Consider the following 19,358-nt stretch of genomic DNA (forward strand, 5'->3'; position numbering starts at 1 on the left):
GTTATCTGTGACGGGCAACCGCGTCATCTCAGTCGCAATGCGATAGCCGCTCTTCTAATGAGTCACTTTGCTGCTCAAAACCATCGGCCTCTCTCAGCCACCGATGGCTAACTTCCCCGCGAGGTTTCGGTCCTACGGTATTCCTGTTGTCGGCACTATGGGCGAAAAACTTGAAAGGAAGTTTCAACTAATGACTTTTTGATTTATCGCCGAAGTCAAAAAAATTATATATCTCTATGGCCCACCGATGAGCGCCTCCCTCCGCTACGCTGCGGGCCGGGTTTTCGCGCTTTGCGCCGAGCCGCGCGCCGCGTCTCGACCCTGACGGGCATCAACCCCTGACGCGAAACCTCCGGAAAACCCGTCCAGGTGGAGCCCGCGCACGGCCTCCACGATCGCGCTCGCCGCGCGGCGGCTCATCCCGGTGAAGCCCGCAGCTTCGCATCCACCAGCCTCCAGCGTTCCCGCCCGACATCCGCGACCCTAGCCGATAGCGGGTGGCCATCAAGGGGCGAGGGACCGTGTTGCCCGCACCCCTCCCTCGCCTTTTTTCCTTGACGTCCACCCGCTATCGGCTCTTTCAGTCGCACGGGCGCGAACTCAGGAGACTGGCGGCAACAACGCCAACCCCGGGTTCCACCGGGACGAGCCCAACCCCTACGGGCGGGCGGAATCTTGGAGCCCGGTCAGCGCAACACCGATCAACCCTTTGTTTTGGAGTTATGCCATGCAACTCGCTTCCTCTTTCCGTTACGGTTCCCCGATGCTCCGCTCCGATTCGCCGCTGTCGGATGACCAGATCCGTCGCGTCGCCCCCTCCATCTTTGCCGATGGCAAGCATCAAAGCCGCTCGAACCGCTACACCTACATCCCCACCATCGACGTGCTGCGCGGCCTGCGCAACGAAGGCTTCCAGCCCTTCATGGTCTGCCAGACCCGCGTGCGCGATCAGGACAAGCGCGAATTCACCAAACACCTTATCCGCATGCGCCCGGCGAATGAGATTACCGGCGAGGACGTCAACGAAATCATCCTGCTCAATTCGCACGATGGAACCAGTAGTTTTCACATGCTCGGTGGCGTCTTCCGCTTTGTTTGCCAGAACGGCATGGTTGCGGGCGAAACCGTGGGCGAGGTGCGTGTGCCCCACAAAGGCAATATCGTGCAGAACGTCATCAACGGCGCGTTCGACGTGCTCGACGGTTTCGACCTGATCCGCGAGCAGAAGAACGGCATGCAGGCCGTGACGCTCACCCGCGACGAACAGCACGCCCTCGCCCGCTCCGCGCTCGCGCTGCGCTATGACCCGACCGACACGGAAGCGCCCGCCCCGATCACCGAAAGCCAGTTGCTCGCCCCGCGCCGCTTCGAGGACCGCCGCGACGATCTCTGGACCGTTTTTAATCGCATACAGGAATCGCTCACGAAAGGCGGCCTGCACGGGCGCTCGCGCAGCGGACGCTCCATGTCCACCCGTCCCATCACCGGCATCGACCAGAACGTGAAGCTCAACCGCGCGCTGTGGATGCTCGCTGACGCAATGCGCCAGATGAAGGCGTAAGCACAGCACGAGCGGCAGCGCATCGCCGCCCGAAATCCGGTTCATACCATCAAGACTCCTATCCGGGTCAAGCTCTGATGGTATCCCGCAGCACCCTGACCCGGCACTTTCCCTTTCCGTTTTATGGAGTCAATCATGCAAGCACATGAAGTCGAAACCACTGTTATTACGACGGACCCTACCGAAACCGCGCCGGTACTCGAAACCACTGTTGGCAACGAGCAGCCGGTCATGACCGTGCCGTATTCCAGCCTGCATCCCTCGCCGCTCAATGCCCGTACGAAACCGCTCACGGGTATTCCAGCCCTTGCCGTCAGTATCCGCGCAAAGGGTCTGCTGCAGAACCTCGTCATCCACGAGATGAAGGGCTCGCGCGGCAGGCAGCGCAAATACGGAGTCTGCGCTGGGCAGCGCCGCGAAGCGGCACTCGACCTGCTGTTCGAACAGAAAGACATCACCGCCGACTATCCGGTCCCCGTGCGCATCGTCAGCGAAGGTGAAGCCCTCGCCATTTCGCTGATCGAAAACAGCGAACGCGAGGGGCTCGACCCGTTCGACGTACTGCGCGCCTACCGGATGCTGGCCGAGGAAGGTCGCAGCGTCGACTACATCGCCGCTCTGTTCTCGGCCGCGCCGATCACGATCAAACGGCGCATAAAGCTCGCCAGCGCCTCCCCGACACTGCTCGCCCTGCTGCGCGAGGACGCGATCACGCTTGACCAGCTTTCGGCGCTCGCCCTCACAGATGACCACGAGACGCAGGAACGTATCTGGTTCGATGCGAATGAGTGGCAGCGCCAGCCCAACTATCTGCGGCAGGCCATCACGCGCACCGAGATCGACGCGAGCCGCAGCCGTCTCGTGCGCTTCGTCGGCCTCGACACCTACGAGGCAGCAGGCGGCTTTGTCCGCCGTGACCTTTTCAGCGACGAGGAAAACGCCGGGTACATTGCCGACGCCGAACTGCTGCAACGTCTCGCCGCCGCGAAACTCGACACCGCCGCCGAAGAAGTCCGCGCCGAAGGCTGGGGATGGACCGAACAGCGTATCGAGAGGGATGTGTTCGAACTGAATCGCTACGGCAGGTTGCAACCGGTGCAACGCCCCCTCACCGACGACGAACAGCGGGCAATGGACGCGCTCACCGCGCAGCAGGACGAACTGGCCGAAAAGTTCGAAGCACTGTCGGAGGACGACGAGAACCCCTACGAGGAAAGCGAACGCCTCGAAGCCGAAATCGACAGGGTCAACGCTGCCCTCATCGCACTCGAAAGCAGCACGTTGACGTGGGACACGCAGCAGATGGCCGAAGCGGGCGCATTCGTGATGGTCAGCCCGCAGGGTGAACTGGTCATCGAACGGGGTCTGGTACGCCGCGAGGACAGCGCGGCACTGGATGCCGTGGGCGCGACCGTGACCGGCACATCCGAAGTCGAGCGCACATCAGGAGACGCAGAGCAAACCGTGGCGAAGGAGAAGCCGATCCACAGCACAAAGCTCTGCCAGCGCCTCACCGCGCACCGCGCCGCCGCTGTTCACGCGGAACTGGTCGCGCAGCCGACCGTCGCCCTCGCCGCCATCCTCCAACGCCTGATTCCGGAAGTCTTTCCGGAGGGGTATGGCATGCGGTTCGCACCGCATGCGCTGAAACTGTCCTGCACGAACAACCGCGACAGTCTGCTCGGCGCAGCGGACGATCTGCACGCGAGCACTGCGTGGAGTCTCATCGAGGCGCAGCGCGAGCGGTGGGGACGCGAACTCCCTGCGCAGCGGGCGGACCTGCTGCCGTGGCTGATCGAACAGGACCCCGGCACGACCCTGCTCGACCTGCTCGCCTTCTGCACCGGCGCGCTGCTTGACGGTATCGCGGGCGACGAAAAGCCTCACGCCATCAATGCGCTCGCGAGCGCACTGAACCTTGACATGACGCGGTACTGGACGCCCACGCGCGTCTCGTATTTCGATCACGTCAGCAAGGCGCGCATCGCGGAGGTCGTCGCCAGCGCCGTGTCACCGAAGATTGCCGCCGACCTGGGCAAGATGAAGAAGGTCGACGCGGCAGCCGCCGCTGAACTGCGGCTCTCGAAAGTCGCATGGGTCCCGGAAATCCTCACCGATCGCGAAATCCCTGCCGCACCCTCACGGCATCTCCACGACGATGAAGACGAAGACGACGAAGACAATACAGATGCCGGGAACGGCGCGGGCGAGACGCAGGGTGGCGAGGATGGCGACGCCGAACCGGATGAATGCAACGGCGGCGAGAACGTCAACAACACGCCTCACGATGCAGACGCGTCCCACGACACTCGCGGCGGACAGTCGCCGTGGCCTTTCCCGACTGCTGCCAGCGCGGGCACCGCGCAAGCTGACCGGCACATCGCGTAAGCCCGACCCATTGCCCTGGTAACAGGGCAATGCAGACGGCAGCCTCTTCACGGCCTGCCGTCTGCCTGCCGCATCTGCACCGTGCGACAGTCCGCACCCGCCAGATGACACTCCGTCCACCAGTCGACCAGCCCGCCGGAACCCAGCAGCAGGCAGAGGACGGCACCGCCCGCCAGCAACATGCGACGTATCGAGCGTGCAAAACGCCTTTCCATATGTGTAGCCATCACCTCCACGCGCGCCGTCGCTGCCTCAACCGCCTGCCCGAACGCGGTCATCGCGATGTCCAGTCGCTCGCGTTGCTCACGGGCCGAAACCGCTGCGGCACCGATCACCCGGTTACCCGCCGTGCGCGCGACCTGATTTGACATGCGCTCGGTCAAGGCCATCATTGCAGTCTCATTGAGTTGTGCGAGTGCTGCCCGGTACCGCGCCTCATGCTCCTGTATCAGGTTTTCCGCCAGTTGAATCGTCGCCTTGCATCGCTCCAGCGCATCCCGATGCTGCTGCATTAGTGCATCGGTCGCACCACCGACTTCTCGGCGTGCGGCTTCGAGACTACCCTCGCTAGCCCACCGGATACGCTCCGGCATCGCTTCGTACAAGCGCGCGTAGTATTCGAGCGCAGCGATAATCGACCATAACGCGTCATTGTCACGCAGGTTCAGTGCGCTCGATACCTGGTGCATGCGGGCAAGACTGGCCCCGTCAGGAACATCCCCCGATACCTCGCGAAACAGCCGTACGAGCGAATCGACGGACCTCGACCGCCTATTGCTCATGGCCGATCCCCTCGATGCTGATCACTTTCGAGAACATGTCATCGCACAGTTCCCGCCAGCGAAGCAACTCCGCACGCTGTCCAATCTGCATGACTTCAGCCGCCTTGCGGATCGAGATGCGTTGACTGCGCAATTCGTCCGCGACCCGATCCGCCAGATCGGGGAAGTCGAGCGACTGCCCTTTCGTCTCGATAGTTTTGCGAAGCTGCGATTCCTGATAGAGCGTGAACTTCTCCGGATCACCGAAGTAGCCATTGCGAACGACATGTGTCAAGGTATCCGGAAACGTCTGCCCGAAGATATGCAGTAACTCAAGGCTGTCGCGCTGGCGGTTGATCACCCATAGCACGACGAGTTGCCGCTGCAGTTCAGCCAGCGTCCGGGCCAGCGTCCCGCCGTACCGTGTAACACCGGCCTGATTGCGTGCGGCAGTGTTGACGATCACAGCCGCACCCCGGTGGCTATCGCAGAAGTTGACGAATCCGATCCAGCCGTCTGCATCATCAAGGTCATAGGCAGCGCACTTGATTTCGTCCCTGAGCGCTTTCATGACATCGGGATTCGACGTATCGGTTTCCAGCAGTACAGCATGGATACCCTTTCGCTGTAGATAGTCCGCCAAGGCAAGCGTCACCATGCTTTTTCCCACACCGCCCTTGCTGCCGCCGACCAGATAGATGGGATGAGTCGCGTCCATACTCGAACTCCTACAGGTTTTCGATATCAGGCCGGATCTCAAACGAGAACGCGTCCTGAATCTCCATTGATCCCGGCTGGTTGACGCCCCTTCCCCTTTGTTGTCGTGCATCCTCATGTGTCTTACCTACGCGCGTGCCCTTTCGCTTTACAGCCTGCGTCGGACGGGACGACTGGTCGGCCTCGCGCGTTACCCGCGGATTGGCAGTTCCGGAGGCTGCGTCAGAAGGTTCCCGGCGGTACAGCGCATATTTGACTGCGCCAATGCTCACATCAAGCCCCTTACGCCCGGCCTCCTGAACAATTTCCTCGAGCGTATAGCCTTTCGCCTGGGTGGCAGTGATATGCACCCGAATCTCTTTCATCGCGTCGCTGACCGTGACGCGTTGTTCATTCCTGGGCTTCTCCGGTAATGCCTCAAGGGCATGGACAAACTCATCCCACTGCGCCCGTGTGTAGCCTTTTGCACCCCGCACGATTCGCTCCCATGCATCGCTTTCGGGACCATCATGCGAATCGCGAAGCGGCTCGTCAATACCCCTTCCCACTCTAGAACCGCACGACCGGAATCGATTGGAATACGCAGGATACCGATGGAACAGAAGAATATTTTTGGCACCTCCACCTGAGCCGTCAGCGTTCAAGAGGGCATATCGCAGACTAGGGCCAATGGGCTGACAGACTGATGCGCGGCGCTGTATGGCTATACGCGCTACACCTGCCGACCAGCATCCCGTAGTGAGCAATTCCTGCGGCGCGCGCGCAAAGCTCAATCGACCATGCTGGCAGATCTGATCGGATAGCTTTGCGGACTTCTTACGCGCGCATCGCAAACCGGCGAACCTAAGTTAGCCGACCTATGGCGTGTCGCCGTCAGACTGATGCTATGAGCCGGTGCGACCAGCAAATAGACATGACCAAACTCGCGCTCATGAGCCCGGGAACTTCGTAATCCGAGTCGACAGAATGACATTGTCGACTCCGCCGACCCGATAGACGCAACGATCCCAATCTCCCCGGCGCGCTGACAGACTTTTGGCACAGAGCCAGCGGAATCTGACAGTCAAACTGGCAAACTCAGTGGATCGACCTCGCAGAAGATGCGGAAGTTCGCAACCGAAATACGACATTGAAAAAGTGATGGCAGGATTGGCTAGCGCCGGCTATGGGCACCATATACATTTTTGCCGTCACCTCACACACCGAACCGTCGGGAGAAGTCTGCCAGATTGAGTTGTTCGAACTCCCCGTCCGGCGCGGAGGCGTAGACACGGCGGTTGCCTTCATGGTGGACTCTTGCAAGGGTCACCGAAGGCGACACAGCAAACAGTGTGTCGAAGAGATACGGGCTCTGTTGCTCTGAAAACTCGCGAGTGGAAGCGCGAGGAGCATCTGGGGCTAAGAGGCGGCGCCGCTGCAAAGAACGGCGCATCTTGTTAAGTTTCGTGTTAGCTGCATAGCCTTGAAACTGCAACACATAATTTCGCAGATCCCGTCCGCCGCGGTGGAGTCGGACCAAAGCCCTCCTGCCTTGCGCGATCGCCTCGTCCGCATCCCCAGATATCGAGCAAGCGGCAAGCGCAAGCGTGGTTGCTGCTCGCGAGGGCGCTATACTGTATGTTTATAAGGGCTATCCACTTAGCACCACCTGAGAGAAAATGTCGGTGTGAGCGAATCCCAGCCTACCCCGACCGCCGGCGTCGACTACCCTCGGACGTGGAGCCAGTTTGAAGACTGGTTTGTCAGCGAGGAGGAGTGTGTGCGCTATCTTGAGCGGCTGCGTTGGCCGGATGGGTTCGTCTGTCCCAGTTGTGCAACCAAACGGGACCCGTATAGGAGCAGCCGCGGGCGCCTGATCTGCCGCACCTGCCGACATCCTGGGACAGTGACATCCGGCACGATTTTCGATAAGACACGCACGCCCTTGAAGGTGTGGTTGGCAGCGGCGTGGCATCTGACGAGCCAGAAATCCGGAATGAGCGCTCTGGGTTTGCAGCGAGTCCTGGGGTTTGGCAGTTATCAAACCGCCTGGACCATCCTGCACCGTTTCCGTCGTGCGATGGTTCGGCCCGGACGGGAACGTCTCAAAGGGATCGTCGAGGTCGATCAGAGCTATCTTGCCATTCGTGAACGACGTGACACTCCCGTGGGCAAAGGCGGGAAGAGACGGACCACCAAGGCTGTCGTGGTGATCGCCGTGGAAATTCTGGAGCCCAAAGGGTTCGGTCGGATTCGGCTTCAACAGATTGAAGAGGAGTCGACTGCCAGTGTTGAGCCTTTCGTGCGAGCGGTCGTGGAACCCGGCTCCGTGCTGCGCACTGACGGCGCAGCCATCTATCGAGCGTTGCAGGACGACTATGAACATGAGCGCACGGTCATCAAATCCGTAATGCCAGACGCCATTCCGGCGCACGTGCCGTTACCCGGCGTCCATCGCGTCGCTTCACTGCTTAAGCGCTGGCTTCTCGGCACGCACCAAGGGGCGGTCAAGCCGGCCCACCTGGACCATTACCTTGACGAGTTCGTCTTCCGCTTTAATCGACGGACGTCCCATTCCCGCGGCCTGCTTTTCTACCGCCTGATTGAACAGGCCGTTCAGGCAGGCCCTATCACCTACCGGCAGATCACGCGAAAATCGCCCCGCGAGGGCTGAATTTCACAGCGTGAAATTTTGGTGCTAAGTGGATAGCCCTTATGTTTATACAGTGGTCGCCTTGCCATGTATCTTCAAGTCGTCGCCATGCGTTTTCACGGCAAAGCGCTCGAACAGTCTCAAATTCGTTCGGCCGAATCCGTTCCCGCGGAGGTGATCGTTGCCCACGAAAACTCGGACGCGCTAGGGCGATATTCGGACGTGGCGAGAGCGAGCGCCGCCGGCGACGGGCGCGAGCAACTCTTGCCCGCACTCTACGACTGCAGGCTTTCCCACATGGGACACGGCGGCTTTGTTCTCCAAGGTTTGGAATTGATCGGTTCAGTCGCGTTCGCTCAAAACTGGTGGTGCCGCCCGGTCCTCCGGTAGATTTCGGAGTGACAACAGGCAGCGGATCGTTCCATCATGCAATGACGATTCCAAAGGGGAGCTTGCACCATGTGCTATTCAGCGCAGATTGTGGCGGACTACCGCAAGTACGTGAAGATGTTCGGTCCTGACATGGATATCAGGGAGTTCGCGCGGCTCTACTGGGAGCGCGCAGAGGGCAGTGGCGCGAAGGCCCCCAAGGGCATGGATGCGGCCTTCACGAATCCGGAAACAGAAGAAGAGCGCCGCATCAAGGAGTTGATCGAGCGGTATGACGCGACTCAGATGACAACGCTCGAACAGGAACTGTTCAAACAGCGTACCCGGCTCGCTGATGCGGAACGCATCCTCCAGACCAAAACCACGAAGGCGGCCATCGAGAGCAAACGAATCGCCACTGGCAAGATCGAGGCAACGCTGCGCCGACTCGACGACCTGCGTCGAACGGAACCAGTGGAGCGTGACTCCCGGATATTCCCCGGCCAATACGCCCCCGTCATGATTATGGAGAACGGTCGGCGTGTGATTAAACCGATGCGCTATCAATGTCGACCGGCAGATAAGCCCGCGATCTACGACGTGAAATACCCCGGAACCTACAACGCGCGGCGGGACAACCTGGAGGGCTTCTGGAAGGGGCTTTTCGGTTATACGCACGGCCTGATGCTAGTGACTGCATTCTACGAAAACGTCAGTCGGTTTCGGCTCGAAAATCGCGTGCCACTTGAGGGGGAGAAAGATGAAAACGTCGTCCTGGAGTTCAGACCCAACCCGCCCCAAGAAATGCTGATCGCGTGCTTGTGGTCAAACTGGCAGGGGAAGGGCGAACTTGACTTGCTGTCATTCGCGGCCGTTACGGATGACCCGCCGCAGGAAATAGCTCTCGCCGGCCACGACCGCTGCATCATCCCGATCAAGCCCGAACACATCGACGCGTGGCTCAATCCAGACCCTGCGAACCTCGCCGCGCTGTACGCCATTCTCGATGATCGCAATCGGCCATATTACGAGTATCGGATGGCGGCCTGAACTTGATCGTAGGCATGTTGCGAATGGATTTATCTGAAGGAGTGTCGTATGGATAACGGTCAAATCCGGTTGGACATGCGCTCTGTTCTCTGCGATTCGAGTTGATGCCCGCGCGGCGACGTCCGAAAGGCTTGTCTATGCGGTTTGCGTTATCAAAATCGGATGCCCGCTATGAGGGAGGCGACGCACGAATGTCCGGGCCATCAAACGAGCGGACGACTCTTGGGGGCCGAGCGTGTGTGAAAACGCATTGATCGCCTAAACTGAATCAGCGCACTGAGATCGGGTAACTCATGAAGCGATTCGTTGAAGGTGATGACCGCAAGCAGGTCGCACTGCTTTCCGAATGCGTCGATGATTACATTGGGCAGGACAATCCGGTTAGGGTCATAGATGCCTTCGTAGAAGAGCTAGGCCTTGCGGAACTCGGTTTCCACGTACCATGCCCGCGCACGCAGGTCGCCCGTCCTACCATCCGGTTGCGATGCTCAAGATCTATATCTACGGGGATCTAAACCGCATCCCATCCAGCCGGCAATTCGCATTTTCAAGCAATGCCAACTGCGTGCAAGACAAGGGTCGCATGGCATAGACAAACCGCGCTGTCTCGAATGTGGGGAATCGCACGCATCTCGCCAACATTTTCTTAGCGCATTCCCCTAGAGTTATTTTCGGGCGCGACAAATTTTTTAACCTAACTTTCTTTGTAAGCTCGGGCGCGGCTGCTTGGTTATCCGTACGATCTTTTCTCGCTTGCTCGTCGTGTATTTAATTTGTCATATGAATGGAATGACAAATTCCGGGCGAATGGTTCGATGAACCTTCACCGGGACAGGCCTCATTCGTCCACCAGACATCAAAAATGGGGCGACGTCCATGAACAAGCGGTCGCGTTTCAGACAACGAGGTTTCGTGCCTGTCGGAGCCTTGTCCAGCTTCATGCCGATGACGCGGCGCACGTTTATCGTCGGTTCGTTCGTCGCACCGGCCTTGGCGGCGACCCCACCCTCCCCGCACGCGCCGTGGTCCGACCCAAACGATCTCGCGGGATTGCGTTTCTCCGAAGACAGCGCCGGCATAACGATTACGCGTCCCCCCTCGAACAAGCGGCTACCCGGCGAGACGACGCCCGCCGACGATCCCAATTTCAAGGGACTCAGTTGGCGTATCGATCGCCTCGCGCTCGGGCCGGATGCGACGTTCCGCCTGAAAGTTACGGAGACCATCTCCCACAAGCCCAGCGAATATGTGCTCGAGGCATCGCACGTCAGGCTTGGAAATCTCGGCTACGCATGGCACCGATTTTATTTCCGCAAGGTCAATGACGACTGGCGCATCCAGATGGTGACGAACCTCTGGACCGGGGGTGAAACCGGCACGCTGTCCTTGAAGTCGGCGTATCGGACTTTCGAGGATCTGAAGCGCACTGCGCTCGCGGACCTCGACGCCGTCTGCGATGAACCGGCGCCGCTGCCCAGTTGCGCACAAGCGTCGGTTGACGCGCCCTTCGTCTTTTCGTGCGATGGGCATTTCGTTCACGACGCGATCGGTCGACTCTTCGAAGGACATCTAATCGCGCGCGATCCCGTCACGCTCGAGTTCAATCCGCGCGGTGTGTGGTATCTCTCCGGCGGCACCAGGGGCGCGCTCATCGCGAATACGCTCAATGCGAAGCTGCAAATGGTCGTGTGCGCGTGGTGCCAACAGGTCACGCCGCCGACGTCGGATAACGGCGAATCCGGCCCGGCATCGTCCGCGGCGCCCGCCGCTTCGGTCAAGCCCGCGCAGGCGGCAAAGGCAAATTCGCCCGGCAAAAACAGCCCGCGCGCAAAAAGCGTGGACCAGGGCGAACGCGGCGCCAACGACCCGGTATTTCATGCGAGCGCCATCGCCGACACGCATGCGAAATCGCATACCGTGACGGTCGGTTCTTCGCCATCGATGACCATCTCGGCGACGGATTGCGTCACGTGGCGCTACACGCGCCGGACCTGGCGCAATGAGCCGAATGCCTGGGAGACAGGCATCGCGGGGCTCGCTTCGGACTGGAAACTCAATATCCTCGCGCGAGGAAACGTGCTGCTCGACGGACTCGCGACGCAGGATGCCGCGCTCGAAGTGTGGCGCGCGAAGGGCAATGCGTTGGAGATGAGTTTCACCGGCGAATTCGTTGCCGACGAACAGACGGTGTACTCTCCGATGGGCCGCATTCGCGTTCGCGGGGCGCGCGATATCACCGGAACGCGGCCGCCCGTGCTGATTCTCGCGCGGGGGCCAGCGGCGAATGCGGACGCATCTCGCATGAAGATCGCGTCCATCGCGCTGGACTTGCTCTTGCTGCGCGCCGATCTCGCGCTCGCCGATGCCGAATACAGCGAGCTTCGCTTCGCGCCCACCGAGCTGAGCGCCATCTACCATCAGAACTCCGGCAAAGCGAAGGAGTCCATCGGGACCTTGCAGAGCTATCTCTGGCTCGACGCGCAGGCCGATCCGGCGCCGTTGCCGCTTGCGCGCATCGATCTCTCGAACGCGCGTCTGCAAGTCGTGCGCTCGCGCGAACTGATGTCGCTCTCGTTTCTCTTTGCCGGCCTGCGTCTCGATGTGTTCAAGGGCAAGGCCTTGCTCGTCGATACGAGCGCCGCATGTCCCGTCGTCCTTCGCACCGATCCCGACGACAAGCAAGACAGACAGCGCTGGCTCCAGTCGAACCTGCGGGACACCCGTCCCGTGCTGGTCGCCGAATTTCCGCCGCAACACGTGTTCGAGGAATGCGTGTTTCGCCCGGACCCGCCAGCGCTCCCCGATGTGTTGCCCGGGCAATCGACGATCCAGATCCCGCGCAAGGATCTGTCCTCCGACAAGGACGTCGGGCCCGACGGCATGCTGACCGTTCCCACCGAGGGGCAGGCATTCGTCGACTCCATCAGGGAACGCAGCGTGCAGGACCGCGTCGCGATACGCAGAGCACTGGCGAAGTCGAAGGTGGAGCAGGAAAAATCCGCGGGGCCAACGCCCGCAAACAAGATTTCGTTCGCTGACTTCGCCGCGGCGTTCGAACGCGGACGCGCATCGCCCGATACGGCGTCGAGCGCATCGGCGGCTTCGGCGGCTTCGGCGGCTTCGGCGGCTTCGGCGGCTTCGGCGGTTTCGGCGGCTTCGGCGGCTTCGGCCGCCGTGTCCGCCTCTTCAGCGAGCGGGACGGTCGCGACGCCGGACGCTCCTCCCTCGGAGCCGCTCGCCTGCGCAGTGCATGATTGCTTGGTGCATGCCGATCTGCCTGCCGATCAACGTATCTATATCGGCCCATACGGGATGGATCCCGATGCGGCGGCGTGGGCGCGCAGGCTCAATCTCTGTCTTCAGGCGACGGCGATCAAAGCGCGCGTGATCGACATGCTCACGCTGGCAAACAGTCTGATCGACGGGCTTCGCATCAACAGAGCGGCGGCTCCCCCGAACGCGCAGGGCCTCATCGATCGGCTGACGAGCTTTCTCAACTATGCGCGCGAGTGGATCAAGGGCAACAAGGATTTGGGTTCCCCCGCCGCGCAGTCCGACGAAGAAAAGACCCGATGGCTCGAACGCGTGGCCGAGGCGACCATTCCGAGCTACCAGGATTTCCGGGATTTCTACCGGCTCGAAATGACGCAGCTCTACTTCGATGCCGAGTACCGGCGCACCTATGCGGATCGTACGCGCTACGACCCGAAAAGCGGCGCCGGCTGGAAGTCGGAGTACGCGCCGACCAACACGAACGCGGCGCAAACCGAATATGTCAGCGAGTCGGGTATCAAGACCGACAAAGACCTCGCCGCCGCGAGGCGCGAGAGCGTGATCGACCGTTATGTCGACGCCGTCACGCAACGCACCGAACTGCCGGCGCGCGCCCGCGCGCGTCTCGCCAATCCGTCGCGCCTCGCGTTTCACATGGATTGCGCGCCGTCCAAGAACGCTCGTGCAGACCAGTCGGAAGACGCGAGGCACTGGTTCGACTCGTCCTTGCCGGTCGAGCCCACGTCCACGTTACGTCCGTTTTCGCTTTCGACGCTGACCGACTGGTCGAACTTTCGGATGTCCGTATGTCCGCGCGCGATAGAAGTCCCGCGCTTCAACGAGGCAGGCGGTCTCGTCAAGGAAGGCCAGGTATCGGCAAATTCGGCCTCGGGCCGCGCGAAGAAAAAGAAAGACGCCAAAGCCCAGGCCGATGCAACGGAAGACACGAGCGCGAGCGAGCAATCGAATGCGGCGGTCGACATGTTGCGGCTGCTGAACATGCGATCGGGCTTGACTCTCACCGCTGCCGAGCGTGTCGCCGATGTCGAAGCCGCGCTGAAGATCGCGCCGACGCCGCTGCAAACGGCCATCGAATTGCCCGCGCGGCTCATTTTGTCGCCATCGCAATCGGCGGTGTGGCGTACACCTGCGTCGAAACTGGAATGGGTTCCCAGTCCGTCCGACACCAAGCCCAACCTGGTGCTCCGTCAGGCCGTGCCGTTGTGGACAGCCGAACTGCTCGCGATGTATCCGAATCCGGGGCTGCGCGCGGTTTATTCACCGGATCTGCGGCCGGGCTTCGTGCGCGGCGCGTTGGCGGGCCCGCCGGATGGGGGATCGGCACCGGCCGCGGCGTCGGATCCGAACGCGCCGCCGCCACGCCTGCACACGCCCGCGAATCTGGCGCCGCCGCGCGGGCCGCGCGCGCCGTGGACACTCGGCATCGAAGACGCGGATACCATGACCAGCAGCATCGCGCTGCTGCGCAAGGCGAGCGGCGCAACGGACGGCGTCGATTGCCCTCCGGACAAAGCATCGGATGCGGCCGCCACTGCGCCGGGCGCACCCCCTTCCGATCAGGCTTCGGCACCCGACAACGTCGTGAGCTATCCGCTGCTCGACTATCTCTGCGATCGCAAGGCCGCCAAGGAAACGGGCTACGGGGCAGACGGCATTTTCCGGACCTCGCTCGATGCCTACGATCGTCACGAGCTCGTCGTGCTCTCTTCCGCGTGGGGACTGCCGGTGCGCGGCAGGCGCGAGCAGAGCGGCCAGCTTCAGCAGTCGCAGGTGTCGAGTCAGGTCGAGTTGCCCCCCGAGTGGCGGCCGATCGATATCGAAGCAAGCAGCGCGACGTATCAGCCGCGCGCGCTTCAGTTGCAGGAACTGCGTCTGAGCGCGCTCGGCGGGACGCTGCGCCACGAAACGGATTTCGTGCCGCCCGCATCGGCGCGGCATATCGCTTATGGGCCGCTGTTCGATGCCTTGTCGATCGAACGCTGGCAGCACTGGACCGTGCTCGGGCGCGACGTGCACGCCGAAGTGGTCTACAAAGGGTTTCTCTTTCCGGTCGGACATCGCGTGTCGCTCGTGAAGCAGACTGAGCGGGTGTTCCTGCGGCGCAAGGATTGCGAGCGCGTGCGCGCGTGGCTGCGGCAGCGCATGTTCATTCGCATCTCCAAGCCGGACAAGCTCTTTCCCGCGCGCGGGCATCCGAACGCAGGACGGCAGTTTCCGCCGAAGCTCGTGCATATGCTCACGCAGACGACGCCGGATATCGTCGATCCGACTGAGGATTCCTCGAATCCGGCCACGGACAATCCCTCGCCCGCGGGACGGCTCTTCGTCGAGGAGCCGGGACTCGTCTTCTGGCCGCGCACCGCGCGCATCGAAGGCACCGACGTGCTCTTCGACATGATGTTCGACACCGCCGTGACGCAAGCGCCGCTCATCTTCGTCGATAACGTCGCGGCGAACCGCAACGGCCTGCTGCAGAACCTCATCAATTACTACAACGACACGAACGCGCCAAAAGCCCCGAGCCTGCCAAAAGGCATCCGATCGCCGGACAAACTCGATTTCAGCGACGATCTCGCTCACGGACTTCCGCGCGTCGATCCGGACAAACATCTGCGCACGCTGGATTTCGGCGGTCAGACGTTGCGTTATTGCGATGAAACCAAGCCCGGCGGAGCGTCGCACAAGACCGTTTCCTGGACACTCAAGGCGTCGGGCGGTGTGCAAGGGGCGCCCGCGCAGCACAACCCGGATGCGACTGAGTTCGAAGGCCAGAACACTTACTTCGACGATCCGACGCTCGCCGCCGCCGATCAGCCACCGTTCTATCCGATGATGGAGACCGCGCGCATCCGGTTGGATCAGGTCGAGCGCATCGTCAATGGCGGACAGCAACTCGTGCTGGTTCAGTTCGACGGCTTCTATGTCGCGAACGGTTTCCGTTCCGCCGATGCGAAGGACACCGCCAGCGCGTCGAAGACCAAGGCCACGGACGCGTCGGGCGCGGCGTCCCTCTACCTGGACTCGCGCGAAATCTATCTGGACATCCTGAACAAGGTGTCGTTCTCGGCGGGAACGTCGGGCGACCGCACCGGCGCGGTCATGCATCCAGATCTGCCGCTCGCCGGACTTTCCCGCACCTGCGGTCCGCTCGGCGGCGCGCGCGGCAGAGCGGCCGACGGCTCGCGCATGCCCGGCACGCTGTTCTCGATCGCGAAGAACTACACGATTCCGAGCAAGCCCGCGCCCGCACCGGCTCCCGGTCAAGCGCTGGCCTTGCCGTCGCACATCGTGCGCGTCGCCGCGGAGGCCGGGAACGCGGTCGCCGTCAATAACGACGAAGCAACAGACGCAATGCACCAAGTCTTCACCAATTTTTTCAACGATGACACCAAGTTGCTCGGCGTCGTCGGGCTGAAGAAACTCGCGTCCTATCTGCTCGCGGATGCGGCGAGCGAGTATCTGCCGAAACTGCGCGACACCGTGGACTACACGCTCGCGGGCATGCAGGCGACGAGCGACTCGGTGAACACGCTGGTCGTCGGGCCGCTGCGGGACATCGTGCGATGTCCAACACGAAAAGTGGCTCGCCGTCGCGGACAAGTTGAAGGTGCCAGGCAGCGAAGGCACACCGCTCGATATCAGCGTGCGCGATGTGTTTCCCGATGTGGATTCCGCGCTCGCCGATTTGCTGGCCGCGCTCATCGTTGCGAACGAGGCAGGCAACGCTGGCCAGACGGTGCGCGTGGCGTCCGAGCTGGCTGTCGTATACGAATGCGGCCGCAGACTGATCGATGCCATTGCGCGGGTCATGGCCAATCCGCTCGATCGCGTGATGCTTCAACTCGAACAGCGGCTCGACGATTTTCTGCACCATTTCGGGCCGGACGTGTTCGAACAAATCAGGAAGCCGGAGCAGTTTCAACCCATCCTCGACTGGCTCCAGTCCATCTCGCAGGTGCCGCCGCCCGGTTCGGCGGATTTCATCCAGCTCTTGCCCCTTTGGATGCCTCCACTCATCGATGCGCGGCCCGGCATCTTCGGAATGGGAGAGGACAGTCCCGACCCGCAAAAGGCAAATATAGCCATCAATAAGGCGCGTGATGCGCTGAGCAAATATCCCGACAAAGCCAGAACGCGTCTGAGCGCGGCGTTCAATATGGCGCTGAATCCGCCTGTGCCAGAACCGCCGCCGAAAAGCCCCTCCGACCTGGCGAGGGAATGCTGGCTGGGCATGCTGAAGGATGCCGAGGAGACGCTCTCGAAGGCCCTTGGCGATCTCAAGGACGGCCCACCGGAAAACCCCGCGATTCTCGTGGCGGTGCACCTGCTGAGCAGAGCAAAAGCGCTCGTCGCGACGCTGACCGTCAACGCGGAGCAGCAGAAGGTCATCGCGACCAGCAGCTGGCGCGACGCCGCGCTGATACGGCTCTATGCATTGCTGCAAACGGCGGACATGGTTCGGGATATTCGCGCACGCCGACTCGATCCGTTTCAGGGAATAACACGTTTTACGCAGAACGTGCTTCCGAAGTTCTTTCCGGTCGATACGCTCGCGTTCCCTGCTCTCAAGGACGCGGGCAACGATATCGCCGATCGGCTCGGTAAGCTGAGTGACAAAATGACGACGTGGCGCAATGAGACAGGCGGGGCATTTGCGCTTTCCAATGACGACTGCTCGCAGTGCAAAGATCTACCTGACCTGCCGGATGAGACCGGCAAACGTCCGAGCATGTTCACGGATGACAGTCTTCGCAAACGCCTGGTCGATCTGGACGCGAAGCTGAAGGAGCTGAGTGCGTCATCGGATCTGGCCAAGTTTCCGGACCTGAAGCTCCAGGTAGAGGCGGCGGAGCGGTCGATCCATTCATCTTTGTGCAACCTCGACTGCGCGCTGCGGCTCTGGAGTTCCGGGCTCGTTCAGATCGCCGGGATCGACTGGAAGGCGCCCTTGAAGGCGCAGAGCGAAGCGCAAGCGCTCGCCAGCCTGCAACTCGAACCGATTTCCGTCACGCTTTCGCAAGCGGCCAGCGCGATGCAAGTGGCGGTCGAGTCCGCCTATGCCGCCATCGAAGAGCTGGCCAAATTGCCTACCGAAGCCACGAGCGAACTGCTAAAAAAGGCGTTGTTCGACGCGGCCTCCGCGGTACTGAAAAAAGCCTTCGCCCTACTCGCCGACGTGAACGAATGGGTTTGCGAAAACGCAAAGGATCTGATCGACACGGCGGGACTGAACGCAGACTCGAAAGAGAAGATCCAGCAGATAGAAGACGCGAACAACAAAGCCATCACGGACGCGTCCGACACGCTGAAAAACTACGACAGGCTCGAACAACTGAAGGACAGCAACAGTCTGCGCATCGAGCTGAGCGTCAATCCGTTCGGCGACCCGCCGGAACGAGTTCTTGCGCAAACGGCCATCGGCTTGCTGCCGACACGGCTGATCGAGAAAATGATGTTCTACCGGGACCAGGTGCTCACCTCGGCGTCGGAGATCGTGCAGAAGTTCTCGTCGAAGATCGCGTTCCTGCTCTTTTCGAAAAAGGACAGCGGCGACGTCAAAACGCTCAATCCGAGCGTCACCGCGATCTACGATAAGCTCTGCGACGAACGCAACGCTGCGTGGCGCTCGCTGAGCGCATCGCCCCTCGCCCTCAACGCAACCGGCCTGCTCGTCGCGCCCGATGAACCGCCGAATTACTATCCAGCCCCCGCGGACACGGGTCCGCTGCCGTACGCGCGCAACGAGACTACTGATCAACTCGCGCGCGATGTCAATTCGCTCGACCACCTGCAAACGGACCTGAGCCCGACCGCCCCGCTGCCGGAACCCGCATTTCGTTATGTCGTGCGCTTTTTACAGGGATGGCAAAACGGCGCGGCGACGCCGCTGCGCATTGCGCAGCAACTCAAGTCGCTGTCGATCGATGCGTTGCGCAGTCAGTTGCTGGCGATGTTCGATTTCGGCGCCATGCGTGATGCCATCGAATCGCAGATCAAGCTGCTCGTGCCTTCGCGCATGACGACGTCGTTCGACTTCTCCGCGCAGATCAGCCCCAACGCCAGCGCGGCGACGGCCGGTGTCTTCAGGCCGCTCAACAACTGCGCACTGAAGATCACCTCGACGACGAGCATCGATTTGCTCGCCGCTACCAGTCCACAGATTTCGTGCGTCGGCGAACTCGGGGCGTTCGATATCACGCTCCTCGGCCCACTGGAGGCCGTGACGATTCATTTCGCTGGTGCGCAGTTCCGGACCACGGGCGGCTCGCCGACATGCGATCTGCAATATGCGGGTTTCTCGATCGGCCCAGCACTCGAGTTTCTGCAGTCGCTCGCGCCCTACATCGGTTCGGCCAAGGGGACGGGCTTCTATCTCAATCCGCTCGGCCTCGGTCTGGAAGTCGGTTACGGTTTGAATCTCGGCATCATTTCGATCGGCACGGTCTCGTTCTTCAACGTTTCGATCAATGCGGCCGCTCGGCTGCATTTCGATGGAAAGGACGCCACGTTTGTCGCTTCACTCGCGCGCCGCGATGCGCCATTCACCATTTCCGTAGCGCCATACGGCGGCAGCGGATTCTTCGCG

At 61.4% G+C, this 19,358-nt stretch carries 8 protein-coding genes and 1 pseudogene; 6 read left to right on the plus strand and 3 right to left on the minus strand.

The genetic code is table 11. From position 1 onward, the window contains the following. Positions 1–727 precede the first annotated feature (727 nt). Both FH08_RS0112670 and FH08_RS0112675 read left to right on the plus strand, forming a co-directional pair. Entirely contained in the window at positions 728–1,561 is an 834-nt protein-coding gene (locus FH08_RS0112670) for a DUF932 domain-containing protein (RefSeq protein WP_031358677.1), read from the plus strand. 135 nt (positions 1,562–1,696) lie between these two features. Beyond that, positions 1,697–3,949 (plus strand): ParB/RepB/Spo0J family partition protein, encoded by a 2,253-nt coding sequence (locus FH08_RS0112675; RefSeq protein WP_031358678.1) that lies wholly within the window; start codon positions 1,697–1,699, stop codon positions 3,947–3,949. Positions 3,950–3,996: 47 nt separating this feature from the next. Here FH08_RS0112675 and FH08_RS0112680 read toward each other — a convergent pair whose 3' ends face one another. The 3 genes from FH08_RS0112680 to FH08_RS0112690 are packed head-to-tail and all read right to left on the minus strand — an operon-like array spanning position 3,997 to position 5,903. Beyond that, positions 3,997–4,731: a hypothetical protein gene (locus FH08_RS0112680; protein WP_035566044.1), complete on the minus strand. Its 735-nt coding sequence runs from the start codon at positions 4,729–4,731 to the stop codon at positions 3,997–3,999. After that, positions 4,721–5,428, minus strand: coding sequence for a P-loop NTPase (locus tag FH08_RS0112685; protein WP_031358680.1), 708 nt, complete (start codon positions 5,426–5,428; stop codon positions 4,721–4,723). The genes FH08_RS0112680 and FH08_RS0112685 overlap by 11 nt, the downstream gene beginning before the upstream one ends. A gap of 10 nt (positions 5,429–5,438) precedes the next feature. Beyond that, positions 5,439–5,903 carry a hypothetical protein gene (locus FH08_RS0112690; RefSeq protein WP_031358681.1) on the minus strand — a complete coding sequence of 155 codons (465 nt, stop codon included), beginning with the start codon at positions 5,901–5,903 and terminating at the stop codon, positions 5,439–5,441. 1,190 nt (positions 5,904–7,093) lie between these two features. Between FH08_RS0112690 and FH08_RS0112700 the strand changes: the two genes are divergently transcribed. The 4 genes and pseudogenes from FH08_RS0112700 to FH08_RS0112725 all read left to right on the plus strand — a co-directional run bounded on the left by FH08_RS0112700 (position 7,094) and on the right by FH08_RS0112725 (position 16,864). After that, the gene (locus tag FH08_RS0112700; RefSeq protein WP_031358683.1) at positions 7,094–8,080 is read left to right on the plus strand and encodes an IS1595 family transposase; all 987 of its coding nucleotides are present in this window, start codon (positions 7,094–7,096) and stop codon (positions 8,078–8,080) included. Between the two features lie 438 nt (positions 8,081–8,518). After that, positions 8,519–9,478, plus strand: coding sequence for an SOS response-associated peptidase family protein (locus FH08_RS0112710; RefSeq protein WP_031358685.1), 960 nt, complete (start codon positions 8,519–8,521; stop codon positions 9,476–9,478). A gap of 293 nt (positions 9,479–9,771) precedes the next feature. After that, a pseudogene (locus FH08_RS50400) lies at positions 9,772–10,016 on the plus strand (transposase); the annotation flags it as partial. Between the two features lie 338 nt (positions 10,017–10,354). Beyond that, positions 10,355–16,864 (plus strand): hypothetical protein, encoded by a 6,510-nt coding sequence (locus tag FH08_RS0112725; protein WP_051888201.1) that lies wholly within the window; start codon positions 10,355–10,357, stop codon positions 16,862–16,864. Positions 16,865–19,358: the final 2,494 nt, after the last annotated feature.

Source organism: Caballeronia sordidicola (assembly GCF_000729995.1).
GTDB classification, from domain to species: Bacteria; Pseudomonadota; Gammaproteobacteria; order Burkholderiales; family Burkholderiaceae; genus Caballeronia; species Caballeronia sordidicola_A.

What these genes read in the sequence shown, in the direction of transcription:
- FH08_RS0112670 (WP_031358677.1), top strand. Translation starts at nt 728, where the DNA reads ATGCAACTCGCTTCCTCTTTCCGTTACGGTTCCCCGATGCTCCGCTCC.
- FH08_RS0112675 (WP_031358678.1), top strand. Translation starts at nt 1,697, where the DNA reads ATGCAAGCACATGAAGTCGAAACCACTGTTATTACGACGGACCCTACC.
- FH08_RS0112680 (WP_035566044.1), bottom strand. Translation starts at nt 4,731, where the DNA reads ATGAGCAATAGGCGGTCGAGGTCCGTCGATTCGCTCGTACGGCTGTTT.
- FH08_RS0112685 (WP_031358680.1), bottom strand. Translation starts at nt 5,428, where the DNA reads ATGGACGCGACTCATCCCATCTATCTGGTCGGCGGCAGCAAGGGCGGT.
- FH08_RS0112710 (WP_031358685.1), top strand. Translation starts at nt 8,519, where the DNA reads ATGTGCTATTCAGCGCAGATTGTGGCGGACTACCGCAAGTACGTGAAG.
- FH08_RS0112725 (WP_051888201.1), top strand. Translation starts at nt 10,355, where the DNA reads ATGAACAAGCGGTCGCGTTTCAGACAACGAGGTTTCGTGCCTGTCGGA.